Annotated in this window: 24 protein-coding genes; 12 read left to right on the top strand and 12 right to left on the bottom strand. The window is 62.8% G+C overall.

Annotated elements, in window-relative coordinates:
* The first annotated feature begins 6 nt into the window (after positions 1-6).
* From JQ558_RS25330 to JQ558_RS25320, 3 genes are all read left to right on the top strand, one after another.
* Positions 7-2244 carry an acyl-CoA dehydrogenase gene (locus JQ558_RS25330; protein WP_212295503.1) on the top strand — a complete coding sequence of 746 codons (2238 nt, stop codon included), beginning with the start codon at positions 7-9 and terminating at the stop codon, positions 2242-2244.
* Positions 2245-2256: 12 nt separating this feature from the next.
* Entirely contained in the window at positions 2257-3462 is a 1206-nt protein-coding gene (locus JQ558_RS25325) for a CaiB/BaiF CoA-transferase family protein (RefSeq protein ID WP_212295502.1), read from the top strand.
* Between the two features lie 61 nt (positions 3463-3523).
* The gene (locus tag JQ558_RS25320; protein ID WP_212295501.1) at positions 3524-4492 is read left to right on the top strand and encodes a tripartite tricarboxylate transporter substrate binding protein; all 969 of its coding nucleotides are present in this window, start codon (positions 3524-3526) and stop codon (positions 4490-4492) included.
* A gap of 29 nt (positions 4493-4521) precedes the next feature.
* On the opposite strand, the gene JQ558_RS25315 is transcribed toward JQ558_RS25320, so the two are convergent.
* The 9 genes from JQ558_RS25315 to JQ558_RS25275 form a co-directional block, all read right to left on the bottom strand.
* Positions 4522-5229, bottom strand: a complete 708-nt coding sequence (locus JQ558_RS25315; RefSeq protein ID WP_409410578.1) for an SDR family oxidoreductase — start codon at positions 5227-5229, stop codon at positions 4522-4524.
* A gap of 86 nt (positions 5230-5315) precedes the next feature.
* Positions 5316-6176 (bottom strand): VOC family protein, encoded by an 861-nt coding sequence (locus tag JQ558_RS25310; RefSeq protein ID WP_212295500.1) that lies wholly within the window; start codon positions 6174-6176, stop codon positions 5316-5318.
* Positions 6173-7069 (bottom strand): VOC family protein, encoded by an 897-nt coding sequence (locus tag JQ558_RS25305; RefSeq protein WP_212208320.1) that lies wholly within the window; start codon positions 7067-7069, stop codon positions 6173-6175. Before JQ558_RS25305 ends, JQ558_RS25310 begins: the two co-directional genes overlap by 4 nt.
* Complete coding sequence (locus tag JQ558_RS25300; RefSeq protein WP_212208321.1) at positions 7066-7749, bottom strand: TetR/AcrR family transcriptional regulator; 684 nt, start codon at positions 7747-7749, stop codon at positions 7066-7068. The genes JQ558_RS25305 and JQ558_RS25300 overlap by 4 nt, the downstream gene beginning before the upstream one ends.
* 2 nt (positions 7750-7751) lie before the next feature.
* Positions 7752-8066, bottom strand: coding sequence for a non-heme iron oxygenase ferredoxin subunit (locus JQ558_RS25295; RefSeq protein WP_212208322.1), 315 nt, complete (start codon positions 8064-8066; stop codon positions 7752-7754).
* A gap of 8 nt (positions 8067-8074) precedes the next feature.
* Complete coding sequence (locus JQ558_RS25290; protein WP_212208323.1) at positions 8075-8836, bottom strand: SDR family oxidoreductase; 762 nt, start codon at positions 8834-8836, stop codon at positions 8075-8077.
* 14 nt (positions 8837-8850) lie between these two features.
* A complete protein-coding gene (locus JQ558_RS25285) occupies positions 8851-9357 on the bottom strand; it encodes an aromatic-ring-hydroxylating dioxygenase subunit beta (RefSeq protein WP_212295499.1) in 507 nt (168 codons plus the stop codon).
* Positions 9354-10625, bottom strand: coding sequence for a Rieske 2Fe-2S domain-containing protein (locus JQ558_RS25280; RefSeq protein ID WP_212208325.1), 1272 nt, complete (start codon positions 10623-10625; stop codon positions 9354-9356). Before JQ558_RS25280 ends, JQ558_RS25285 begins: the two co-directional genes overlap by 4 nt.
* Before the next feature lie 31 nt (positions 10626-10656).
* Positions 10657-11868, bottom strand: a complete 1212-nt coding sequence (locus JQ558_RS25275) for an NAD(P)/FAD-dependent oxidoreductase (RefSeq protein WP_212208326.1) — start codon at positions 11866-11868, stop codon at positions 10657-10659.
* Between the two features lie 207 nt (positions 11869-12075).
* Between JQ558_RS25275 and JQ558_RS25270 the strand changes: the two genes are divergently transcribed.
* From JQ558_RS25270 to JQ558_RS25260, 3 genes are all read left to right on the top strand, one after another.
* The gene (locus tag JQ558_RS25270; protein ID WP_212208327.1) at positions 12076-13071 is read left to right on the top strand and encodes an amidohydrolase family protein; all 996 of its coding nucleotides are present in this window, start codon (positions 12076-12078) and stop codon (positions 13069-13071) included.
* Positions 13072-13175: 104 nt separating this feature from the next.
* Positions 13176-13574, top strand: coding sequence for a hypothetical protein (locus JQ558_RS25265; RefSeq protein WP_212295498.1), 399 nt, complete (start codon positions 13176-13178; stop codon positions 13572-13574).
* Positions 13575-13721: 147 nt separating this feature from the next.
* A complete protein-coding gene (locus tag JQ558_RS25260) occupies positions 13722-14939 on the top strand; it encodes an ABC transporter substrate-binding protein (RefSeq protein WP_212295497.1) in 1218 nt (405 codons plus the stop codon).
* Positions 14940-15699: 760 nt separating this feature from the next.
* Here JQ558_RS25260 and JQ558_RS25255 read toward each other — a convergent pair.
* On the bottom strand, positions 15700-16887 hold the full coding sequence (locus JQ558_RS25255) for an enoyl-CoA hydratase-related protein (protein ID WP_212295496.1): 1188 nt from the start codon (positions 16885-16887) through the stop codon (positions 15700-15702).
* A 166-nt stretch (positions 16888-17053) separates the two neighbouring features.
* On the opposite strand from JQ558_RS25255, the gene JQ558_RS25250 reads away from it, so the two are divergent.
* The 6 genes from JQ558_RS25250 to JQ558_RS25225 all read left to right on the top strand — a co-directional run bounded on the left by JQ558_RS25250 (position 17054) and on the right by JQ558_RS25225 (position 22581).
* On the top strand, positions 17054-18313 hold the full coding sequence (locus tag JQ558_RS25250; protein WP_212208331.1) for a Rieske 2Fe-2S domain-containing protein: 1260 nt from the start codon (positions 17054-17056) through the stop codon (positions 18311-18313).
* Positions 18313-18807 carry an aromatic-ring-hydroxylating dioxygenase subunit beta gene (locus JQ558_RS25245; RefSeq protein ID WP_212295495.1) on the top strand — a complete coding sequence of 165 codons (495 nt, stop codon included), beginning with the start codon at positions 18313-18315 and terminating at the stop codon, positions 18805-18807. Before JQ558_RS25250 ends, JQ558_RS25245 begins: the two co-directional genes overlap by 1 nt.
* Positions 18808-18894: 87 nt before the next feature.
* On the top strand, positions 18895-19689 hold the full coding sequence (locus tag JQ558_RS25240) for an enoyl-CoA hydratase/isomerase family protein (RefSeq protein ID WP_212276730.1): 795 nt from the start codon (positions 18895-18897) through the stop codon (positions 19687-19689).
* A 3-nt stretch (positions 19690-19692) separates the two neighbouring features.
* Entirely contained in the window at positions 19693-20451 is a 759-nt protein-coding gene (locus tag JQ558_RS25235; protein ID WP_212275138.1) for an SDR family oxidoreductase, read from the top strand.
* A gap of 1 nt (position 20452) precedes the next feature.
* Positions 20453-21391 (top strand): alpha/beta hydrolase, encoded by a 939-nt coding sequence (locus JQ558_RS25230; RefSeq protein WP_212295494.1) that lies wholly within the window; start codon positions 20453-20455, stop codon positions 21389-21391.
* Positions 21388-22581 carry an acyl-CoA dehydrogenase family protein gene (locus JQ558_RS25225; RefSeq protein WP_212295493.1) on the top strand — a complete coding sequence of 398 codons (1194 nt, stop codon included), beginning with the start codon at positions 21388-21390 and terminating at the stop codon, positions 22579-22581. Before JQ558_RS25230 ends, JQ558_RS25225 begins: the two co-directional genes overlap by 4 nt.
* Positions 22582-22776: 195 nt before the next feature.
* On the opposite strand, the gene JQ558_RS25220 is transcribed toward JQ558_RS25225, so the two are convergent.
* Together JQ558_RS25220 and JQ558_RS25215 are read right to left on the bottom strand one after the other, a co-directional pair.
* Positions 22777-23937, bottom strand: coding sequence for an ABC transporter substrate-binding protein (locus JQ558_RS25220; protein WP_212208337.1), 1161 nt, complete (start codon positions 23935-23937; stop codon positions 22777-22779).
* A gap of 33 nt (positions 23938-23970) precedes the next feature.
* Entirely contained in the window at positions 23971-25017 is a 1047-nt protein-coding gene (locus JQ558_RS25215; RefSeq protein ID WP_212208338.1) for a branched-chain amino acid ABC transporter permease, read from the bottom strand.

The following is a 25017-nucleotide window of genomic DNA, read 5'->3' as shown; positions in this document are numbered from 1 at the left end:
TTTCTCATGGATGCGGCCGCACCTCCGAACGACGACATCGCCAAGATGCTTCGAGATTCCCTGCGCGGGTTTCTCGAAGCGCATTGGGCCGCAGGTGACGGCAAGGAACGCCCGGCCCCGGACGATATCTCGGCGATCTGGCGCAAGCTCATCGGGCAGGGGGTGGCTGCGCTCGGGTCTGGCCCTGACGAAGGCGGCCTTCGCGAAATCCTGGTGGTGATGGAAGAACTTGGCCGCGCCGTGTGTCCGGCGCCGATGTGGTCCGCCGCGCTGGCCAACCTTGCGCTCTCGGGCACGCGCGCGGATGCCGCGGTGGAGCTGCTGGAAAAGCTGCATGCCGGCACGGCGGTGGCTGCTTTCTCCTTCGGCGCCCGCGACCCTGATGTGGGCGCAGGATCGATCCGGATTGACGGCTCGTGCGCGACAGGCGTGCTTCGTTTCGTCGAGGCGGCCGGTGCCACACATCTTCTCGTGGCCGTTGATGCGTCCCATCTTGCCCTCGTTCAACTGGATGCATCAGGCATTGTCCTCACGCCGACGCGCGCCATGGGCGCCTGGGGTCTCTGTGAGGTGAGGCTGAACTCGGCGCCGCTGACGCTGCTTCCGCTTGAAGCCGCCAATCTCGACGATCTCCGTCTAAAGGCCCAGGTAGCATTGCTGGGGCGAGCACATGGCGCGGCCCGGCGGGCGTTCGAGCTGGCCGTGGACTATGCCAAGGAGCGTCACCAGTTCGGGCAACCAATCGCAAAGTTCCAGGCGATCCAGCACAAGCTTGCGGATGGCCTCATTGCGCTCGAAGGCGTCAGCCTCATCCTGGATCATGCGGCCAGGCTGCATGACATTGGCGACCGCAACTGGCGGTATTTCGTCGACTGCGCGGTCGCCTTTGGCGGCGACGCGCTGCGGCGCGTGTCGCTCGAGACCCAGCATACTTTCGGCGCCATAGGCTATGCCGAAGAGCACGAGGCCGCGCGACATTTCAAGCGCGTGCACCTGGACACGGTCGCGCTCGGCGGTGCGCCTGAGGCGCGGCGGCGGCTGGCTTCGTATTTGCTGGATCGCGGCGGCGCGCCGCTGCCGCAATACGATCTCGGTCCGGCCGGCAACGAGCTCCGTGAACGGGTGCGGCGATGGCTCGATCAGAACTGGTCGGGAGACAGGAAGGCGAGGTTCGACGAACAGTCATTCAAGGAGCGTGAGTTCGACGCCGACTTCGCACGCGATATCGGCAAGACCGGATGGATCGGCCTCGGTTGGCCAAAGGAATTCGGCGGGCAGGGGCGTTCTCCGTTGGAGCAGATCGCCTTCATGGAGACGATGGAGCAAAGCGAGGCGCCGCGGATCGGCGCGTCGATCCAGGCCAACGCGCTGATGATGTTCGGCACGCCGGCGCAGCAGCAGAAGTACCTGCCGGAAATCCTGCGGGGCGAGGCGATGCACGGCATGGGCTACAGCGAGCCCCAGGCCGGCTCCGATCTCGCCGCGCTGCGTACCAGCGCGGTGCGGGACGGCGAGCACTGGGTCATCAACGGTCAGAAGATCTGGACCACGACCTGGTGGGGCAAATACATGTTTCTTGCGGCCCGGACCGACCGGAATGCCAACCCGCCGCACGCCGGCATCAGCATGTTCATCATCCCGATGAATGCGCAGGGCATTACGATCCGGCCGGCGGGCACGATGTATGACGGCACGTTTGCCAACATCTTCTATGACGACGTTCGCATTCCCCTGGACAACATCGTCGGCGAGGTCAATGGCGGCTGGAAAGTGCTGACGGGCGCGCTCGCCTTCGAGCGCGGTCTGGTCGGCGGCGGCATCGTGCTGAAGGTGGCTCACGCCTTCGAGCAACTGCGCCGGCATGTGATGGCGGCCGAGGGCGATCGGCCGCCGCCCGCTCAGGATCCGGTCGTGCGCGACAAGATGGCGACGCTTGCCTGCGAAATCGAGGTTGGCCGGCAACTGATGATGCGTTGCGCCGAACTCGCGGCCGATGGCGTGACGCCGCCGGAATATGGCGCGATCAGCAAGGTCTATTCCGGCGAACTGATGGAACGCTTCGGCGAGGCGGCGCTCGACATTCTCGGGATGCGCGCCGCGATTTCCGAGCAGATGCCGGGCGCGATCGACAATGGCCGGTTTGAACGGAACCTGCGGCATTCGCTGATGTGGGTGATCAGCATCGGGACCAACGAGATACAGCGCAGCCTGATCGCCCAGCGCGGGCTCGGGCTACCGAGATAGGAGGCAGGCAGCATGCAGGATGAAACATCGACATCACCCCTCGAGAGTGTGCGGGTGCTGGATTTCTCCATCATGCTGGCCGGGCCCTATTGCGCGCGGCTGCTGGCCGATGTCGGCGCGGAAGTGATCAAGATCGAGCCGCCGGAAGGCGACGAGATGCGCCTGCGCGCGCCGGTGCGGGACGGCCACAGCGCCTATTTCGGCCAGCTCAATGCCGGCAAGCGGAGCATCGCGCTCGACCTGAAATCACCTGATGCGATCAGGCTCGTCCATCGTATGGTCGAAGACACCGACATCCTGGTCGAGAATTTCCGACCCGGTGTGATGGAGCGCCTGGGTCTCGGATATGAGGCGCTGCGAAAGATCAATCCGGGATTGATTTACTGTTCGATCTCCGGCTACGGCCAGACCGGTCCGCAGGCCGAGCGGCCCGCCTATGCGATGATCGTTCATGCCGAGAGCGGCTTCGATCGCACGCTGATGCGGTATGCCGGCGACCGCGACCGGCCGGCGGCAGGTGCGGTGTTCGTCGCCGATGTTCTCGGCGGCATTTTCGGCTTCTCGGCGATTCAGACGGCAATGGTGCAGCGCGCGCGGACCGGCGAAGGACAGCGCATCGATGTCGCCCTGATGGACTGCATGCTGAACCTCTTGGTGTATGAGCTGCAGGAAGCGCAGTTCTCCAGGCCGATGCCGCGGCCGACCTACGGGCCCGTGCGCACTGGGGATGGCGACATCCTGATCGCGCCGGTGTCGGCGCGCAATTTTGCGGCCCTTCGCGAGCTGACCGGCCTGCCGGAGCTTTCGTCCGACCCGCGGTTCGCATCGGTGCCGGCGCGCGGCGCGAACTGGACCGCGATGATGCAGGTCATCGAAAAATGGACCATGCAATACACAATGGACGAATGCCTTGCCATGCTCGACGGGGCCGGCATTCCCTGCGCGCGCTTTCGAGACCCGGCCGAAGCGCTGAACGATTCCGATCTCGCCGGTCGCGGTACATTCGCACCGATCGCTGACGCCGCCGGCGAGTTCAAGGGTGTCAACGCGCCGTGGCGAATGTCGGGTGCGCGTAGTGCGATCGGGCGGGAAATTCCGTCCATAGGATCGCACCGCGACGACGTGCTCGAACGCGTGCTTGGCCTGTCCGCGGATGAAATAGCAAAACTGGCCGCCTCCGGCGCGTTCGGAAAGCTCGCCAGAACGGCAGCGGAATAGAGCCGGCCGGAGAGAAAGACTGCATCAAAAACAAAAGAGACGACCTGATGGGAGGATCGACGTGAAACGACTTCATTTCTTTGCCCTTGCGCTCGGGCTGGTGGTTCTTGCCGGAACTGCCGCCGCGGACAACTACCCGTCGCGGCCGATCCGGCTCATCGTGCCATATCCCGCCGGCGGTTCGACCGACATCATGGCGCGCGCGCTGCAGGAGCCGATGGCGAAGATCCTCGGCCAGCCGCTCGTCATCGACAACCGCGGGGGCGCGGCGGGCACCACCGGCGCCAACGAAGCCGCCCGGGCGGATCCGGATGGCTACACGCTTTTGTTTGCAAACAACGGTCCGATCTCGATCGCCCCACTGCTTCAAAAGGGCGTCGATTTCGATCCGCTGAAGAGCTTTGCACCGGTCTCGCTGGTCTCCAAGGCGCCGCTGGTCCTGGTTGCGAGTGAAAAGGTGCCGGTGAACGACGCGGCTGGCCTGATCGCCTACGCCAAGGCGCAGGGCAAGCCGATGCTGTACGCGACTGCCGGACCGGGGTCGCTCGGACATCTCAGCACGGAGCGCTTTCTCAACCAGGCTGGACTGCAGATGGTCCACGTCCCATACCGCGGCCAGGCACCGACAACGCTCGCGATCTTCGCTGGCGAGGTCGACATCCTGCTCACGACAACATCCGACACGCTGAACGAGCATATCCGGTCCGGCAAGGTGAAGCTGCTCGGCGTCTCATCGCCCGAGCGCTCCGCCGTTGCTCCCGGTGCCACGCCCATCGGTAACGTCTTGAAGGGATACTCAGTCGAAACCTGGTTCGGGCTGCTGGCTCCCGCGGGTACGCCGCCCGAGATCATCAGCAAACTCAACGCTGCCATCAACACGACGCTGGCGATGCCGCAATTGCGCGACCGCTTCTTGGCCTACGGCGTCGAGGCCGCTACCAGTACTCCCGCCGAACTGTCCGCCATCATAGCGGCCGAAATTCCCGCCTGGCGCAAGGTCATCGAGGATCGCAACGTCAAGACCGAGTAGTGGCTCGAAGATAATCGGGCTTGCTCGAATCAGAAGGTGCCGGGATAGGCGCCGCCGTCGATCAGAATGTTTTGCCCGGTGATGTAACCGGCCTGCGACGAGCACAGGAACGCGCAGGTCGCGCCGAATTCATCGGGATGGCCGAACCGCCTGGTCGGGTTGGCTGTTCTGATCTCCTCAGTCACGGTGCTGACCTCGCGCGACGAATTCCGGGCCAGCGCCGCCAGATTGGATTTGAGGCGATCGGTATCGAACGTGCCGGGCAGCAGGTTGTTGACCGTCACGTTGTGCTCGGCGACCGACCGGGCCAGTCCCGCGACAAAACCCGTCAAGCCGGTGCGCGCGCCGTTGGAAAGTGCAAGCATCGCGACCGGCGCCTTGACGGCATGTGAGGTGACATTGACGATGCGACCGAACTTGCGCGCGATCATGCCGTCGATGGTCGCCCTGATCAGCGCGATCGGCGCCAGCATGTTGCCATCGAGCGCCTTGATCCAGTCCTCACGCTCGAATTTGCGGAAATCTCCGGGTGGCGGTCCGCCGGCATTGTTGATGAGAATGTCGGGAGCCGGGCAGGCGGCGAGAATGGCGTGGCGGCCTTCGTTGGTGGTCACATCGGCAATGACGGTTTTGGGCTGGTTGCCGGTCGCAGCCGCGATCTCGCCGGCGGCGCTCTCCAGCACATCCCCTCGGCGGGCCGCGATGATGAGGTTGACTCCTTCGCGGGCGAGCGCCATCGCGCTCGCCTTGCCAAGGCCCTGGCTTGCCGCGCACACGATCGCGGTGCGCCCCTTCAATCCCAGATCCATGTGTTCTGTTCCAATCAGGAGTTCGGCAGGGCCATGCCCGCGGGTTTGGAGCCCCAGATGCAAAAACTGGTCGGCTCAAAGCCGAATTGCCGCGGCCGGTGCGTCGCCTCGTCTTCGATCTCGTCGACGCCGACCGAATATTCGAAGATCATGCCGTCCGGGCCCATGAAGTAGAGGAAGCGCGCGCCTGAGGTCGGATGGCGGCCGGGGCCGAACACGATCGGCACGCGCCGCTCATTGAGGAAGTAGTAGGAGCGCAGCACGTCGTCGCTGGTCCCGACCTGGTGGTTGATGTGCTGGATGCCGGCCTTGGGCGCACGCACCAGCGCAATGGTGTGGTGGATCGCATTGACGCGCATCAGCGGAATGTCGCCGATCCGGTCGCTGACGCGGGCGTTGCACACTTGCGTCCAGAACCGCTCGTCGCGCGCCGGATCGGTGGAGTTGAGGCCGATATGGCTGAAGCCGGTGATCCCGGCATCGCGGCTGGCGAAATAGCGCCGGCCGCTGCGCTCCGGCCGCACCACCAGTTCAATGTGATTGCCCGTCGGATCGCGAAAGCCGATGAAGGCTCTTACCTTGCGCCGCTCGGCTTCCTGCGCGGTCCCTGCGTGGACGGCATGCCCGAGCGCTTCCAGCGTTGAGGCCGCTTCCTGCAGGCTCGCCTCGTCCTCGACCTCGAAGCCGACGGTCTGGTCATCAGGGTCGCCTTCCATGTAGCACAGCGTGTGCGCACGCTCGTCGGAGCGAAGGTAGAGGTCCTTCTTGCCGCGCTCGGCAATCTGCAGGCCGAGACAGGCGGTCGCGAAATGCTCGGCCGATTCGAGATCGGGCGAACCGAGGCGGACGTAGCTCACATCCTTCAGCTGGATCATGTTGTTCTCCTGTTCATCGGCCCGGCGCTCAGTTCCGGTACGTCCTTGCTTTCGCTGCCCCAGTCGCAGAGCGAGGAGGCAGCAAGCGGGAATTGCCGCGCCAGCCGCGGCTTGCCGTCGAGTTCGGCCATGCCGTTCACGTAGGAGAAGACCAGGCCGTCCGGTCCCTCGACATGCAGGAACATCTGGCGCGACGCCGCCTCGCGGCCCGGGCCCTGCACGATCCTGATCTGGCTTTCCTGCATGAAGTAGCTGTTCTGCATGATCTGATCGAGCGCCTCGACCTCGAACGCCGCATAGAGCAGCCCATTGCGGTTCGACGGATAGAGCGCGATGCGGTGGTGTAATCCGTCGATCCGCAGATAGGCGATCTCGCCGACCCAGTCGCTGACCTCGGCGCCGAGCGCGCGCCAGAATGCGAGGTCGCGTGCGTGATCGGTGCTACGAAGGCCGACACCATGAAACGCGACGATGCCGGCATCGCGCGGTGGAAAATACCGCCGTCCGCTTCGCGTCGGGCGCACCGCCAGATCGATCCGGTTGCCGGATGCGTCTTCCGTCAGCAGCGCCGATTGGACATAGCGGCGCCGACACTCGCCGGCTGACGCCTCTTGGACCGTAAAGCCGAGTTCGCGCAATCGCCCGCCGATTTCTGCCAGCGCCGTATCATCCCAGACCTCGATCCCGACGCTGGCGCCATCTGCGGCGTTCTGGCCAAGGCTCACCGTGCGAAACCGGTCGTCGGAACGAAAGGCGATTTCGCCATCCTGATCGGCGACGCGTTGCAGACCGAAAATATCGGACACAAAGCGTGCGCTGGCGCCCGGCTCGCTGACGGCGAGGCGCACGTAGCAGACCGAGGTGATCAGGGGGGTGGTGCGGCCGTTGTTCATCGCGCCCGCGCCTTCGGATGCTGGGATTCCAGGAAAATCTTGATCATCCGCCGCCACACCGCGAACAGCTCGTCGAACCATTTGGGGTCGTTGTCCCACAGCGTGCGCAGCGCCATGCCGCGCACCAGACTGAGCGTCAGGGCGACGATGTCGGCTGACAGCGACGGCGGCACGCCGCTCGCGGCCAGCGCTTCGGTCCAGGCCGTCTCGACCGGCCGGCGCGCCTTGCGGGAGATATCAAGGATCTGCTTGCGCACGGCCTGATCGGTCGACGTCGACAGCACAATGTCGATCGCCACCAGGAAATGCTCGCTGAAGAAGAACTCGCGCGCGTCCTCGATCACGGCTTCGATCAGGTCACGCGGCCGATTGACGGCCGCCGCGCGGCGGCGGCTTTGGATCTGGGCTTGCTCGAAGACGTACTCGAGGGTGGCGACCACAAGCGAATCCTTGGTCGGGAAATGATGAAGCTGCGCCCCACGGGAAAGTCCCGCTTCGGCGGCGACGTCGGCGGTCCGAAAGCGGGCGTAGCCGCGCCGGCGAATGAGTTCGGAAGCGGCCTTGAGGATGCGCGTGCGGGTTTCCTCGGTCCGCTCGGCCTGGGTTCTTCGCCGGGCGGTGCCGAGCGGGCGGCGCGCGGATTTCAGCGGGGCGGGGACACGGTCAGGACGGTTCGCCATTTCTAGACCTCGATCTGAACGTTGCCGTCAACGATAGTGACGGGATATGTTTTCAGTGCGATCTCGCAGGGCATGCCGGTCGGCTCGCCGGTGGTCACGTCGAAGGTGCCGAAGTGGAACGTGCACTCGACGGTCCTCCCGGTGATGATGCCTTCTTCCGCAAGCGACGCCTCGCCATGGGTACACATGTCGGCGGTGGCGTAGATCGCGCCGTCGACCCGGTAGAGCGCCACGTTGGAGCCATCTGGCAGCGGCGCCTGCTTGATTTCACCTTCGACCACTTCATTGGCCGCGCAGAGAACGACTGTTTCACCCATATCAAGACCTAGAGCATGGTGCTGCCGCCGTTGACGCTGATGACCTGTCCAGTCACGAACGACGCTTCGGCGGAAGCGAGATAGGAAACCATCGAGGCGACTTCTTCCATTTCGGCCGGACGGCCCATGGGAATGACGCTGACGAACTTGGCGGCGAGCGCGGGGTTGCTCTTGGTGATCGCCACCATCTGCGGCGTGTTGACCGCGCAGGGGGCGACCGTATTGACCGTGATGCCGTCCTTGGCGAATTCACGTGCCATGCCTGTCGTAAGGCCATGAACGCCGCCCTTGGCCGCGTTATAGGCGGCATGATCCCACAGGCCGTTGCGGACTGAATCGGCGCCGAGGTTGATGATGCGGCCATACGCCTGCTCGCGCATCCTGGGAACCGCGTACCAGGAGCACCACAGCACGGTCCAGAGATTGCGGTCGATGGTGGTTTTCAGGGTTTCCGGCGTTTGTTCGACGAATGCCCTGATGATGCCGCCGCCGGCGTTGTTGATGAGGATGTCGAGGCGGCCGAAGCGCTCGCTCGCGAGATTGATGGTTTTTTCCGCCGTGCCCTGATCGGAGAGATCGCCGGCATGGCTGGTGACCTCGGCGCCGAACTCTTTGCCGAGATGGGCGGCGGCCTGTTTCAGCCCGGCCTCGTCGAGGTCGGCGAGCACGAGCTTGGCACCGTCCCGCGCCAACCGCTCGGCGATCGCGAGGCCGATGCCCTTGGCCGCACCGGTGACGATGGCGACATTATCCCTGAGCTTTTGATCCATTGCCTGCCTTGCTTTCACAGAATGATGCTGACGCGGCCCTGGGCGCGAAGACCTTCGCTGTCCAAGAGGCAGCGCTTTTCCTTGATCCGGAAGGTGCCGTTGCCGGGCACCAGACGATACCGGTTGCTGCCGAAATACGTGTCGGTGACGCCATCCTTGGTGCGGTAGGTGATAAAGGCCGAACTCACCTCGATATCGTCGCCGATATGCTTTCTGATACGGACGTTGCTGACGAGGTGTCGTGTCCGCGAATGCGGGAACTCGGCATGCGCGGTTCGTTTCATCAAGCGCTTGACCCGCTCGCAGAGACGGAAGCGGTCGTCGGCGACATAGAACAGGTTGTTGTCGGGCGAAGCGTCGACGGCCAGATCCGTCGCCGGGACATAATAGATCGCGTCGTCGGTGAACAGCTCCAGCCATTCCGGAAGCCGCCATTCATCCAGCAGTTCGGCTTCGGCGAACAGGAAATCCTCGACGTCGGTACGGGCTATGGTGTGCATCGCGGTTACTCCGTCGCTCATGCCGGCACCTTGAAAATATGCTCGTTCCAGTTCGACCAGAACGCGCGCATCTGCAATTCGTCGTCGTAGGACGGGTTGTCCTTGCCCATGCCTTTCGAAATGTCGTTCCACTGCGCCTCGGCGGAGTTGCGAAAACCGCGCTGGCACTGTTCGAGCGCCTCGACGTCGTCAGGTGTTGCAAAGCCGCCGGGCCCGAGAAATTCCAGGAAGTTGAACAGCCGGTACTTCCGCGCCCATTCGGTCTCTTCCTTGGGGGCCAGGGCCCAGGCGCTGATGTTCATGAAGTCGGGCGCGGCGGGATAATAGGTTCGCACCGTCACGGCCATGATGTCGTTGATCACCAGGTTCGGGAAGATAAACAGATTGCGGTTGAAGGTGGCGATGCGATCGGCGCGTTCCTTGCCGAAACGCTTCACCAGGCCATCATAGAGACGGGTAAGCTCGCGTTTTCCTTCTTCGCCCCATGAGGGAATCCATTGCGCGACGGGGCGACCCCACGGCGCCTTGTACTCGAGCACGGCATGTCCTTTGCCGAGATCGCGCGCCGAGCCCTCAAAGGCGACCTGAGCCAGCGCGCCGGTCGCCGACTTCAGATAGTCCAGATAGGTCGCATGCGTCGTCAACGCGTGGTAGCCGTCGATGCTGTTCTCGGTCAGCAGCTTCCAGTTCGCCCGCATCGAGTATTCCTGCGTGCCGCCGACGATGATCATTCCCATCTCGGCCTGATCGCAGATCACATCGAGATACTCCTTCACCGGACCCAGATAGTCCGAGAGACTTTCGACGCCCTTGTCGAAGCAGAGGAAATTGAGATCGCGGTAGCTCTCGAACCGAGCCACCTGCTGCATGTTGGAGGTCGAGCGCTCCTTGAAATCCTCGGCGTAGGAGGACTCGCCAGGCTGGCTGCGCAGCGTTCCATCGAGCCCAAATACCCAGCCGTGATAGAAGCATTGGAAGGATTTGGCGCTGCCGTGCTTTTCGCGGCAGACCTGCGCACCGCGATGCGGGCAGGTGTTGAGCATCGCCTTGAGATTGCCCTTGCCATCGCGCGCGAACAGGATGTTCCGCCCCCCGACCGAGCGTGTGACGAAATCCCCGGGCTTGGCGAGTTCGGAGCTATGGCCGAGGTAGAGCCAGCATTTGTCGAAGATCTGCGCCCGCTCGGCCTCCAGAATATCGGGATCGACAAAGGCCCGGCGCGAAACCTTGAATATCTTCTTGCCTTCATCGATCATGAGCGCGGTATTCATCCGTTGGAACGCGTTCATTGCTGTTTCTCCCTGGAAATTTCTTTGCTTTTCATTTCAAGGCGGCCCGCAGATCGTAGGCGGGCGATTCAAGGTCGGCACGTGACGGCTTGGCGTTCGCTGCGATTACACGCTTGAGCATGGCCATCTCCTTGGCGGCATTGACCGACAGCGCGCCGACCACTTCCGAGCCGCGCATCGCTACAACCGAGAATTTTCCAGAACGTTCATCGCCGCGGACGATGTGGTCGCTGTCGAGCATGTCACCGGCGACCTGAATGTTCAGGTCATACTGGTCGGTCCAGAACCAGGGCGGGTCGCTGTATTCTCTGGCCTCGCCGATCATGTTGGCCGCCACCGAAATCGCCTGGTTCTGCGCATTGGCCCAGGTCTCGACACGGATCGCGCGGCCGTGACATCGGCTCCATTGCAGGGCGGCATCGCCGGCGCAGAATACGCCTGAGGCCGCGGTGCGGCCGCAGGCATCGACGGCGATTCCGACTTGCGACGGCAAACCAAGCCGTTCCGCGACCGTCGGCACCGGTTCGACGCCAATGCCGATCAGCACCAGATCCGCTTCGATTTCTTCGCCATTGCTGAGCTGAACGCCATCAGGCGTACTTCCGGTGACGGTCGCGCCAAAGATGAAGTTGACGCCATGGCTGCGATGGCTGGCGGCGACGATGTCGCTGACAAGCGGCGGGAATGCCCGGGCCAGCAAGCGCGGCTCGCTCTCGATCACCGTGACACGACATCCATTCCTGGCCGCTGCGCAGGCCGCCTCCAGCCCGATCACGCCGCCGCCGACGATCACGATCCGGGATTGATGTTGAACGGATTTGCGAAAGCGCAGCGCATCCTCGACGTTGCGCAGGTACTGAATTTCAAGGCCCGGGTTTTCCAGTGCAGCAAGCCGGCGAGGCCGCGTTCCCGTCGCGATCAGCAGGCGATCGTAGGCGAACGAACGGCCATCGGCCGTGGTAACCGTGCGGCGGTCGGCGTCGCAATCGGTTACTGCCGCACCGGTTTCGAGCCGAACGTTCAGGACGTCGCTCCAATCCTGGGTCTGTTTGAGATAGGCAACCGCCACTCCCGGGCTGTGCAGCATCGCCTTGGACAATTGCGGCCGCTCGTAGGGCGGGTGGGGCTCTTCGCCGAGCATGGTGATGGCGCCCTGAAAGCCGCGGGCGCGCAACGCTTCCGCCGCACGGCCCCCGGCCTGGCCTGCTCCTGCAATCACGATGTTTTCGATTGGCGCCGACAATTTCCGCTTTCGCTCCCTGACGCGATCTTGATCGTCGCGCCGTTTTCATAAAGCCGGTCGAGCGAGGTTCGCAAAACCCTGCCGTCCATTCTTTCGATTGCATCCATATTAAAAACAGTCCAACCTGCTTGTAAAGTGACATCGCAGGTTCCGCCCGGAGAATGTGCGGAATTAGTGCGGTGCATAACAATATCGAGGAAGCGCGTTGTGGCCGAGGCCATCGATACCCATACTCATTTCGTTCCCGGCAGCATTCCGCAGCACGCCGGGCGCAATCCGCTCTGGCCGTCGATCGAACGCAAGGGCGCGGATGGGGCCGCGGTGATGGTCGGCGGCAAGGTGTTCCGCGTCATCGATTCCCGAAGCTGGGACGCCAACCGCCGCATCCATGACATGTCGGCCGACGATGTCGACGTGCAGGTCGTCTCGCCAATGCCGGAACTGCTGTCGCACTGGTTTCCGGCCGCGGATGCCGACGCGTTGTGCCGGTGTATCAATGAGGGCATCGCTGAACTCTGCCATGCGAACCCCAGGAAATTCATCGGCATCGGCATGGCGCCGATGCAGGATGCGTCTCTCGCCGTCAAACGGCTGGAAGAGATCAAATCTCTCGGCCTGCGCGGCATCGAGATCGGCAGCCACATCAACGGTATTCCGCTCGGCGATATCAGGCTGCACGATATCTATGCCGCGGCCGAGCAGGCGGGGCTGCTGGTGATGGTCCATCCGCTGCACCCGCTCGGTCTCGACCGCATGGGTGGCCGGCCCGAGCTGGCGGCGGTCGCTGCATTTCCGCTCGAAACCGCTTTTGCCGCCGTGTCGCTGATGACCAACGGTGTGACTGAGCGCTTCCCAGATCTGCGGATCCTGCTCAGCCATGGCGGCGGCGCGCTGCCTTGGATCCTGCCACGGCTGCGGCACGCCCGGAGTATCGGACCGCCGCTAAACAGCCTGTTTCCGCGCGATCCCGGCGAGATGGTGAAGTCGTTCTACTACGACACCATCCTCTATGACGATGTCGCGTTGGACTATCTGGTGACCAAGGTCGGCAAGGACCGCATTGTGGCCGGGTCGGACTATCCGTTCATGATCAAACAGGATCGGCCGGTCGAGTTTGCCGAGCGGGCGCTGGGCCTCGCGCGTGAAACGTTTATGAGCAATGCAAAGGGCTTGTTGGGTCTCGACATCAGGGCCCCGGCTTGAAGCGAATGTGAGGGGAGGCTGTTCTGGCTACCTGCTATTCCTATCGTCAATTCTGTTCGCTTGGGCTTCTCCCGCCGCGTACGCCGGCAAGGCCGGACCCACAGGTGCCGCGCGACCGCGCATTGGGACCGTGCGCGCATGGCAAAATCGGTGCATTTTATTTCTATGCGGAGGGCTCGAGCGACGATCCCGCGTTCGGCTTTTGCGACATCGAGGTTTCGATCCAGACGGTAGCGACCGGGAAAATGCGGGTCGAACTCTATTGCATCGCTGACGGCTACCAGACCGCACGCGGTGTCGGCGCCAGGCATCCGCTCAAGATCGCGATGATGGCAAAGGACCGGGTGGTGGCTGTGGCGACCTGGCATTTCGCCGACGTGATCTGCGGCCACGCCGATCCCATGAACTTCGCAACCGATCTTGATATTGCGGATGAATTGTTCGCGCAGATCGACCGGATTGAACTGCAGGAAACCAAAGGCGAATCCAGGGCGTGCGAGTAGAAGGGTAGGCCGTGCTGATGCGTGCCGACGCCGCTACTTACAGGCCCGTGACAAAGAAACCGGCTAACTTGCTTGTAAGGTAAAAAATAGTATGCTAGTGTACCGTTAAATTGAGATCCGTTCAAGCGGGCTAAACGGGAGGGAAGCATGATCCGGAAATTTGGATTGATAGCCGCGGTTGCCGTGATGACCGTCGCAACGACCGGTGATCTGTCGGCCGCCGAGAAGAAATACGGGCCCGGCGTCACCGATACCGAGATCAAGCTCGGCCAGACCGTGCCCTATAGCGGGCCGGCATCGGCGTTCTCCAGCTACGGCCGCGTGATGACCGGCTATTTCAAGATGGTCAACGAGGCGGGCGGCATCAACGGCCGCAAGATCAACATGATCTCGCTCGACAACGCCTTCAGTCCGCCGAAGGCAATCGAACAGACCCGAAAACTGGTCGAGAATGACGAGGTGCTGGCCGATGTCGGTACCGTGGGCACCACACCGAATGTCGCGATCCAGAAATATCTGAACGGCGCCAAGGTGCCTCACATCTTCGTGTCTGCCGGCGGCCGGCGTTTCGCCGATCCGCAGAACTTCCCCTGGACCGTGCCGATGTATCCGGGCTTCGAGATGGAGGGGAAGACGTTCGGGCAGTACATCCTCAAGCACAAGCCGGCGGCCAAAATCGGCGTGCTGTATCAGAACGATGATTACGGCAAGGACTTTCTGGTCGGCCTGAAGGCTGGGCTCGGCGACAAGATCAAGATCGTTGCCGAAGTGACCTATGAAATAACCGAGCCGACCATCGACTCGCAGATCGTTCGCCTGAAGGATTCCGGCGCCGACACGTTGCTGTACTTCTCGACGCCGAAATTCACCGCGCAGGGCCTGCGCAAGGTAAAGGAGACGGGCTGGACGCCGCTGCAGTTCCTTGCCAGCCCGACCAATTCAGTCAAGACGGTGCTGGAGCCGGCCGGCTTCGACAACGCGCAAGGCATCATCACGACGCAATTCACCAAGCAGGCTGGTGATCCGGCCTGGGCCGATGACGCCGAGGTGAAGGAGTATGTGGAGTTCATGAAGAAGTGGGTGCCGAACGACAATCCCGGCGATTTCGTCGCCCTGTCGGGCTATGTCAACGTGCAGGGTATCGTCAAGGCGATTACGAAGTGCGGAGACGACCTGACGCGGGAAAATCTCCTGAAACAGGCGACCAGCATGAAGGGCACGCGTCTCAAGATGATGCTGCCCGGAATCCAGCTCAACACCACGCCGCAGGACTACGCACCCTATGAATCGCTGCGCATGGCGAAATTTGAAGGTTCGTCCTGGAAGCTGATCGATGAGGTTGGAACGTCAGCGTCGGCGAGATGATGACGTCCGGTTGATCAGTCGGTTGGATCGCACTTTCAAGATATAGCGCGGCCCAAGTGCAACGGTCGAAGCGATCGCTACAGCATCGGCTCGAACTGGCAGTGGACGAGCAGTTCGGAGACCGACACGTTGTTCGGCAGCATGAGGGCGGTTTCGACCAGTTGGGCGATGTCGCCCGGCTGGCTCATCTCGTGACGGGGAATCTCGTGGTCGTTCAGCGTCCGGCATCACCCCCGCGAACGCCGCACAAAACTCACGATCACGGAGCATACCGAGGGCGGCGTGCTGGTACGGTTTGGTACTTCCGAGCTCTGGTCGAGGGCATCATGCCAGGCCACATCACGTTTGCGAGCGACTTCCTCCTCAATTGATCGCTGTGCGCCCCGTCAGCTGAAAAGGGACCGCGGCTCGCGCGCGGCCGGCGACGGGCCTCTCGGCGGTTATATTATTCTCGCGAAAATAATATAACCGCCCGTCCAGCATGAATTTCGACCAGTTTGGAGTCGCACATGTTCGTGCTTCATCACATTGAGAGAGCAAGATAAGATATTGAAATATCAAGACTATCGCTTTTCCGTCGCGCCCATGATGGATGAGAACGAGAATTCAAGTTTTTCAATTGGTTGGAAGGTGGCGTGTGCACGATGTGTGCACCGGCAGATCAAAAAAAATCTTGCAACAACCAATATGAGCGGCCTGAACTGAACGCGCTGCGGCGTCAGTGGTGGGCTGATGTTGAATTGTCGTTCGTTCGGTCTGCTCATCCACCGCGAAATTGCGGGCGACGCTTGGCTATGAAGGCGGCGATTCCCTCTTGCGCGTCATCCGTGCGGCTGGCCGCTACGATAGAGTCTTTTTCAGCTTCGAGCTGATCCGACAGGCCGGTTTCAAATGACTGCCTCAGCATGCGGCGGACGGCGCCGAAGGCGCGTGTCGGCCCTGCGGCAAGTGTCGCGGCGAGGGCGGCTGCCTGGTTCTCGACGGCATCATCAGGAGCCAGGCGCGATACCAGTCCGAAGTCGAGCGCTTCCTGAGCGGTGAGGCGACGGTTGAGCAGGAACAGCTCCTGGACGCGTCGCATCCCGACCATGCGCGGCAGGAACCAGGTGTTGCCGCCATCGGCAGTCAGGCCGAGCGCCCCATAACCCAGCGCAAATCGCGCATCGTCGGCGGCCACGACAATGTCGGCGGCGTAGAGCAGGCCCAATCCGCCGCCACCCGCGCCGCCGCGCACCGCGGCGACAACAGGCGCGTCGATGCTGGTCAGTCTCTCGATGGCCAGATGATAGCTGTCGATCATGCGGCGCAGCCGGTTTGGCAATTGCTCGCGTGCGGTTCCTGCGAACAGGCCGAGGTCGCCGCCGACCGTAAAATTCGGCCCGTTGCCGGCGATCAGCACGGCGCGGACATCCGGCCTTTCCGCAATCTGTGTTGCAGCTTCGGCGAGATCCGCGGCCATGCTTTCGTCGATTGCATTGCCCTTGTCCGGACGGTCCAGCCGCAAGGTTGCAACGCCGAATTCGAAATCAAGCAGCACGGTCCGTAGCGGCCCCGCGGCGTCATGCCAGCGTGCGGTGTCGGTGAACTGCTCGAGCGACTTGATGCGCCCCTGGTCGATCGCGATTAGATGGGCAAAGGCGGCGTTGAGCGCGGCGCCGCCTTGCTTGCCGCGGCCGCGGTAACGGCCGGTCACCAGCAGACGGTCATCGGCGAGATCGAGAAACCGTTCCGGCTCGGCGCGCGCCTCGAAATGCCGGGCGATGGCTCCCCAACCATTGCGCCGCATGGCCGCGGGTCCTTCATGATCGCCGCCGATGCCGAACGGCATGCCCTCGGCGGTGCGGCCGGTGAATTCCGGATGCAACAGCGCGTCGAGCTGATCGCGGTCGCCAGCGGCGAGCGCGGCGTAGAGCGCGCGGGCCAGATCGGCTCGGCTGACTTCTTCCATCCCGATGATCCTCCTAGCAAATTCGCTGTTCTCGCGGCTGAACGGAAAATTCCCTTGAAGCCGCCAAACGCCGGTGCTATTATTCGAACGGTCAGTCGGATTATTTTTAGCCCAAGCCGCAGGTTTCCGCAAGAGAAGCCCTGGGTAGCCAACGGGAGGTGCAGCGATGAACGTCGTGCCGCGCGCGTCGCAGTGGGGCGAATTGATCCGGCCGGATCGGGTGCATGGCTCGCTCTACAGCGACCCCGCGATCTTCGAAGCCGAATTGCAGAACATCTGGTACCGCACCTGGGTCTATGTCGGGCATGAGAGCGAGGTCCCGAACGCGAACGACTACGTCGTCAAGTCGATCGGGCCGCAATCGGTTATCATGACCCGCGACGAGCAGGGCAAGGTCAATCTGTTGCTCAATCGTTGCTCGCATCGCGGCAATCAGGTCTGCTCCTATGACAAGGGCAACGCGCGTTCGTTCACATGCCCGTTCCATTCCTGGACCTTCGCCAATGACGGCCGTCTGGTCGGCTACGCCTTTCCCGACGGTTATGAAGGCCAGGACAAGTCAAAGCTGGCGTTGGGGCGCGTGACGCGGGTGCAATCCTATCGCGGCTTTGTGTTCGGCTCTTTTGCCGCCGAAGGCCCTGATCTGGAAGAGCATCTCGGCGGTGCGGCCGAAACCATCGATCGTCTGGTTCGTTTCTCGCCGGAGGGGGAGGTCGAGGTTACCGCGGGCTTCCTCAAGCATCGCGTCAAGGCCAACTGGAAATTCATCCTGGAGAACGAATGCGACGGCTATCATCCGGCCTTTGTGCATTCCTCGATCTTCGGTGTCGCCGACAGCGCGATCGGCAAGCTCTATGGCGGCGCCTCGACGGCGGTGACGCGTGACTACGGCAACGGCCATACCGAGATCGATTTGCGGCCTGAATTTCGCAAGCGCGACACGCCGATGAGCTGGTTCGGCACCACCGAAGAGCGGCTGCCGGATTATACGTCGCGGATGAAGGCGGCCTATGGCGACCAGAAGGCGCGCGAGATCATGATCGACGGCACGCCGCATGTGATGATCTTTCCGAACCTGTTCATCGCCGAAATCCAGATGTTCGTGATCCAGCCGCTCGCGGTCGACGACAGCGTGCAGCATGTCACCGCGTTGCAGTTCAAGGGGGCGCCGGACATGAATCGGCGTTTGCGCCAGCAGACCATGGGATCGGTCGGTCCCGCTGGATTGCTGCTCGCCGACGATTCAGAGATGTACGAGCGCTGCCATCGTGGCGTGCTGGCGCGCAACCCCGAATGGATTTTCCTCGGCCGCGGCGCGAAGCGCGAGCGCCAGGACGAACTCGGCTTCAAGGTCGGCCACGTCACCGATGAAATCCCGTCGCGCGGCATCTGGCGGCACTATCGCAGTCTAATGGAGGCGGTGTGATGCTGTCGCGTGACAGCAGCGCAACGCTGGCGAGCGCGGTAACGGCCTTCATCTACAAGGAGGCGCGGCTGCAGGACGAGCACGCGTATGAGGCCTGGGAGGCGCTCTGGACCGATGACGGCGTTTATTGGGTTCCGGCCAATGGCGACGATATCGACCCCGAAAAGGAAATGTCGATCATTTACGACAATCGTTCGCGCATTTCGCTCCGCATCAAGCAATTGCTGACCGGCAAGCGCCACACCCAGACGCCGCAATCTCGGCTGCGGCGGCTCGTCTCCAACATCGAATTGCTTGACGAGCAGCCCTGCGGCGATATCCCGGTCGCCAGCAACAGCATGGTGTTCGAATCCAGTCTACGCGACGACACGATTTGGGCCGCCCGCAACGAATACCGGCTGCGTTACGTCGATGGCGAGCTGCGGATGGCGTACAAGAAGGTGATCCTGGTCAACAACGAGAAAGCGCTGTTTACGCTCTCGTTCCTCATCTAGAGCGGAGCGTTTTCAAGCGAAGTGGAATCCGGTTCGCGTGAAGAAAATGCGTCAAAAAAAGAATCTAGCCAAAGGCGGAAAATTGCCATGATCGATAAAGGCCCCGTTCTGCTCGATATCTCAGGCGGCATCGCGCGGCTGCGGCTCAACCGTCCCGATGCCGCCAATGGCATGAGTGCTGAATTGCTCAGCGCGCTGTGCGACGCCATCATGGTCTGCCATAGTCAGCCGGATTTGCGCGTGCTGCTGCTGAGTGGGGAGGGCACGAATTTTTGCGCGGGCGGTGATATCAGAGCGTTTGCATCGAAGGGCGAGAAGCTTCCTGACTACATCAGGCAAGCCACGGCATATCTGCAGAACGCGGTGACGGGATTGCTGCGGCTGGAGGCGCCGGTGATTACCTCGGTGCAGGGATTTGCGGCAGGTGGCGGCGGCTTCGGCCTCGTCTGCGCGTCCGACATCGTCATATCAGGCGAATCCGCCAAATTCCTCGCAGGCGCGACGCGAGTCGCGATGGCGCCTGACGCGGGCGTCTCCGTTACGCTGTCGCGGCTGGTCGGTTTGCGCCGGGCGATGTCGATCCTACTCACAAATCCGGTGATATCGGCGGCGGAAGCTCTGGAAATCGGCATCGTCACCAAGGTCGTTCCGGATGCCGAGCTGGCCGAGGCGTCGCTCGCCATGGCGCGGGAACTGGCGGCGGGCGCGCCGAAAGCGCTGGCCGCGACCAAGCGGCTGGTCTGGGCCGGGACCGGTACCAGCATCGAGCAATGCCTGTCCGAGGAAGCGCGCACCGTGTCCGAACTGTCTGGCATGGCCGACGCGCGGGAGGGGCTCGCCGCCGTGATCGAGCGGCGCAAGCCTATCTTTACGGGGCGCTAGTCAGTGCCTGCCTCTGGCACGCGCGCATTCGGGCGGCTCGACGGCCGTCGCGCTTTCGTCTCGGGCGGTGCGCAGGGCATTGGTGCTGCGATCGTGCGAAGTTTTGCCGGTGCCGGCGCGAACGTCGTGATCGCTGATCTCGATATCGCCAAGGCATCGGACCTCGCCGGGCAGCTCGGCGCGACCGCGGCCCGCCTCGATGTCGGTGATACCACTATGGTGCAGGCGATCATGGCGCAGCACGGGCCGTTCGATATCGTGGTCAACAATGCCGGCGTCGACCAGCACGCCTTCTTCACCGACACGACGCCGGAAGATTGGACAAGGCTGCTCGCGGTCAATCTGGTCTCGGCCTTTGCATGCACGCACGCCGCGCTCCCGGCGATGCAGGCGGCCGGTTTCGGGCGTGTCATCAACATCACCTCGGAAGCGGCGCGGCTTGGCTCGAAGGGCGGCGCAGTCTATTCCGCCGCCAAGGGCGGCGTCATTGCCTTCACCAAGAGCATTGCGCGTGAAAACGCCCGCTTCGGAATTACCGCCAACACCATCGCGCCGGGGCCGATCCGCACGCCGATGCTGGAGGCGGCCGTCGCCAAGGGCGGCGACAAGATCTTGCGCGCTATGACCGATGCCACCCTGTTGCGGCGCTTGGGCGAGCCCGAAGAGATCGCCGCCGCGGTATTGTTTCTGGCATCCGATCAGGCGGGCTATATCACCGGTGAAACCATCGGCGTCTCCGGCGGCATGGGAATGGGCGGCTGAGATGGCGCGCGCAGGCGAAGATATCACAACGGCGCCGATCGATCTTGCGATCGCGCGAATTCGCGCAGTTTACCGTGGCTGGAACCGCGACACGTCAGTGACCCAAATGCGCGAGGATTGGGATGCGGCCTTCGGAGGCAGCGCCGCACGCGTGAATTGCGAACGTATCTTTGCCGGTGGCGTCGAGGGCGAATGGATATCGCCCGCTGATGCGCCCGTGGATAGGGCCGTTCTCTATTTCCATGGCGGCGGCTTCCGCATCGGCTCGGTAGCCTCGCACCGCGACCTGATTGCGCAGATCGCACTTGCCAGCGGCTGCCGGGTGCTCGCCATCAACTACCGACTTGCGCCGGAGCATCGTTTCCCGGCTGCGCTGGACGATGCGCTCGCGGCCTATGGCTGGATGCTTGATGAGGGGCTAAAGCCCGCCAGTATCGCCTTTGCCGGAGACTCCGCCGGCGGCAATCTCGTGCTCGCCGCGATGCTGACCTTGCGCGAACGCGGGCTTCCGCTGCCGGTATCGGCAGTGCTGATGTCGCCATGGACCGATCTGGCAGCGACCGGCGCGAGTTACGTCAGCCGTGCCGAAGCGGACCCCATCCATCAGCGTCCGATGATCCTGGCGCTGGCCAAGAATTATCTGGGCGGACAGGGTGATCCCCGCGATCCCCTGGTATCGCCGCTGTATGCTGACCTTGCCGGTTTGCCGCCGCTATTGATCCAGGTCGGCGACCGCGAAACCGTGCTCGATGATTCCGTCATGCTCGCCGACAAGGCGCGCGCCGCCGGTGTCGATGTCAATCTGGAAGTCTGGGACGGCATGATCCATGTCTTCCAGATGTTCGGCGCGGAGCTTGTTGAGGCGCATCGGGCCATCGCGTCGATCGCGCAATTTCTCAACCAACACCTTCACATCAAGGCCGAGAGGGCTCCATCATGAACATCAGGCCCGCCGACCCGCGCAGCCACGCCGACAGCGAGTTCCATTTCTCGGAGCAGCCGCATCTGTCCGAGGAGTTGCGTATGCTGCGCGAGCAGGTCCGCCGCTTTGTCGAGAAGGAGGTCGTGCCGTATGGCGAGCAGTGGGAGCGCGACGGCAAGATCCCGCGCGAAATCTATCGCCGCATGGGGGCGCTCGGCTTTCTCGGCATGCGCCACGCTGCCGAATATGGCGGCACCGACATGGGCCCGCTGGCGTCGATGGTGTGGGCGGAGGAGCTCGGGCGCTCGACCTTCGGCGGCTTCACCTCGTCGGTGCTTGTTCATACCGACATGTCGGCCGTCCACATTACCCTGCGCGGCACGCCCGAACAGAAGCAGCAGTATCTGCCCGCGATTATCCGGGGCGAGACGATCTGTTCGATCGCCGTGACCGAGCCCGATGCCGGCTCCGACGTTGCCGGGCTGAAGACGCGGGCCCGCCGCGATGGCGATTGCTGGGTGATCAACGGCTCAAAAATGTTCATCACCAACGCTGTGTATGGTGACATCCTGATTGTCGCCGCGCGCACCGATCCCGCCGCCAAGGGCAGCCGTGGCATTTCGCTTTTCATTGTGGAGCGGACGACGCCGGGCATCTCCGTGACAAAACTCGACAAGCACGGCTGGCTTTGTTCCGACACCGCCGAGATCGCGTTCCAGGATGTTCGGATCCCTGCCGCTAATCTGCTGGGCGAGGAGAACCGCGGCTTCTACGGGATCATGGAAACCTTCGAGAACGAGCGCATCTGCATCGGCGGCATCTGCGCCGGCGAGTCCGCCAAGGCCATCGAACTCACCACCAACTATGTGAAGAGCCGCCAGGCATTCGGCGGCCCCTTGTGGAACCAGCAGGCAGTGCGACTCAAACTCGCCTCGCTCGCGACCAAGGCCGCCGCTGCCCGGGCGCTGGCTTATCATGCGGCAGAGCTTGTCGAAGCCGGCAAGCCGTGTCCGCGCGAGGTGTCGATGGTGAAAGCGCTGTCGCCGGAGGTGCTGCACGAGGTCGTGCATGGTTGCCTGCAACTGCACGGCGGCACCGGCTTCATGCGCGGTACCCCGATCGAGCGGATGGTGCGCGATGCAAGGGTGCTGACGATCGGCGGCGGCGCCACCGAGGTCATGCTGGAAGAAGTCGCCAAAAGGATGTGAGGCGGTATCGGAAACGCGGGCTGTGTTCCTCTTCCTTCTCCCCTTGTGGGAGAAGGTGGCGCGCGAAGCGCGTCGGATGAGGGGTCTCTATCCTCAAGCTCGAGTCTTACCGTGAGGAGAGAACCCCTCACCCGTCTTCGCTTCGCGAAGCCACCCGCTCCCACAGGGGGAGAGGGGAAGCACCACTGCCGACTCTCAATTCACCGGCTTGAAACTCAGCGTCGAGAACTCGGACTGCATGATCTGCAGCTTCTGGTTCGAGAAGCGGACGCCGGGGCCGAAGCTGATCGGTGCCATGATGCCGGTCTCGACGTTTTTGGTCTTCTCCAGCTCGGCGATGGTGCAGGCCCAGGTCGGTTGCTTGCCGCATCGATCGATTGCAGAAATCAGCACCTTGGCGGCGGCGTAACCGGTCATGGAATAGCGGTTGATGCCTTTCATCTCGGCTTCCGGAAGCAGACCCTTGGCTTTCTCGAGGAAGGCCTTGCCGGCAGCGCCTGCGAACGGTTCGACATAGTCGACCGCGTAGATGCCGTCGCCGGCCGGTCCCATCAGCTTCAGCACCGGCTCAACCCGTCCGGGCCAGAAGATGCCGACCACCGGCTTGATGTTGAGCTTTTCCAGCTCCTTCATCATCGCGATGTTCTCGCCGATGATGCCGCCGGCGAGAAACACCTCGGCGCCGGAATCCTTCAGCTGCAGCATGTCGGACGAGAAGTCCTGCTGGCCTTTCTTGTAGTTGCCGCTGTAGACCACGTTGAGTTTCCTGGCCTTGACCACGGTGTCGAAGCCGTCGCGCACGGTGATGCCGTAGTCATCGTCCTGCGTGATCAGACCCCATTTCTTGCCGGGGTTCTTCTCGGCGAGATAGTTGACGAGATGGATGATGCCTTCCTCATAGGACTGCCCGACCACGAACACGTTCTTGCGCGGGGGCTCCCAGAGGAATTTGACCGGCGCTACATCGATCACGGTGGGGATACCGGACTTCTCCAGCAGCGGCATTACGGCGATGGACTGTCCCGAGCCGGAGATGCCGAGCAGGGCAAAGGCCTTGTCGACGTCGGTAACTTTTTTGACGCCCTGGATGGTGCGGGCGGTGACGTAGCCGTCGTCTTCCAGCACGTATTTGATCTTGCGGCCGTTGATGCCGCCAGCGGCATTGGCTTCCGCGATCGCGATCTTGTGGCCGATCGATGCGGCGACGCCGAGCAGCGCCGGCGGGCCGGTCAGGGGTTCGACGTCGCCGATCACGATTTCGGTGTCGGTGATACCGGGGTCGGCGGCCAGCGCCGCGCCGATCGAGAGAGACACACCCGCGAGCAACAGCGATGCGGTCGCCAGATATTTGATCATTGTTTCCTCCTCCTGTTCGATTGCTTTTTCCGGTTAGTAGCGCAGCGGCCAGTTCACCCACATCCGCCTGATGTCGTGCCAGGCGCCGACCAGGCCACGCGGCTGGAAGCGCAGGAACAGGATGATGACGAGGCCGTAGAGCATGCTCTTGAGCTCCTGCGCGCCGGTCGTGAACATCGCGTCCATCTGGGCGCTGAACAGGCTGAACGCGAACCGCGTCGCTTCCGGCAACAGCACAATCAGGATGGTGCCGAGTACGGCGCCGAGCGCCGAGCCGAGCCCGCCGACGATCAGGATCGCCAGCGCCTCGATCGAGAGCAGGAACGGAAAGCCTTCGACGCTGACAAACGACAAATAGATGCCGTACAGCGCGCCCGAGAGGCCGGTGATGAAGGCCGAGGTGACGAAGGCGAACAGCTTGTAGGCGTGCAGATTGATGCCCATGACGCGGGCGGCGGTGTCGTTATCGCGGATCGCGACAAAGGCGCGGCCGACGCGACTGCGGCGGATGTTGAGCGTGGCGAACAGTGTGAGAATTGCAAAGCCAAGGCAGAGATAGGTGAATGCGGCGTCGCTGTCGAAGCTGAGGCCAAAAATCTCCGGCCGTTGCACCGAAATGCCGCGGGCGCCGTTGGTCAGCCACCGCGCTTCCAGGATCACGGTGTTGATGATGAAGGAGAAGGCGAGGGTGGTGATCGCGAGATAGAGCCCCTTCAGCCGCAGTGACGGCGCGCCGACGATGAGGCTGGCGAGCGCCGGCACCACGCCGGCGCCGAGGAAACCGAGCAGTGGATGCATGTGATATTTGGAAACCAGGATTGCGTAAGCATAGGCGCCGGTGACGAGGAAACCGACATGGCCGAGCGAGATCAGGCCGGTATACCCGGTCAGGATGTTCAGCCCCAATGCGCCGACCACCGTGATCAGGATGATCATCAGGAACGACAGCGCATAGGAGTTCAGCACAAAGGGGGTGACGACCAGGCCTGCAACCAGTAGCGCCGACCACAGCCACACCGGCGGGGAGTCGACGAGGGTAACGAGTTCGTCGTAGGTCTGTTTGAAATCGCCGGTCCGCAT

It is taken from the genome of Bradyrhizobium sp. AUGA SZCCT0160 (assembly GCF_018130105.1).
Taxonomy (GTDB): Bacteria; Pseudomonadota; Alphaproteobacteria; order Rhizobiales; family Xanthobacteraceae; genus Bradyrhizobium.
This window is presented reverse-complemented; position numbering and strand designations above follow the sequence as displayed.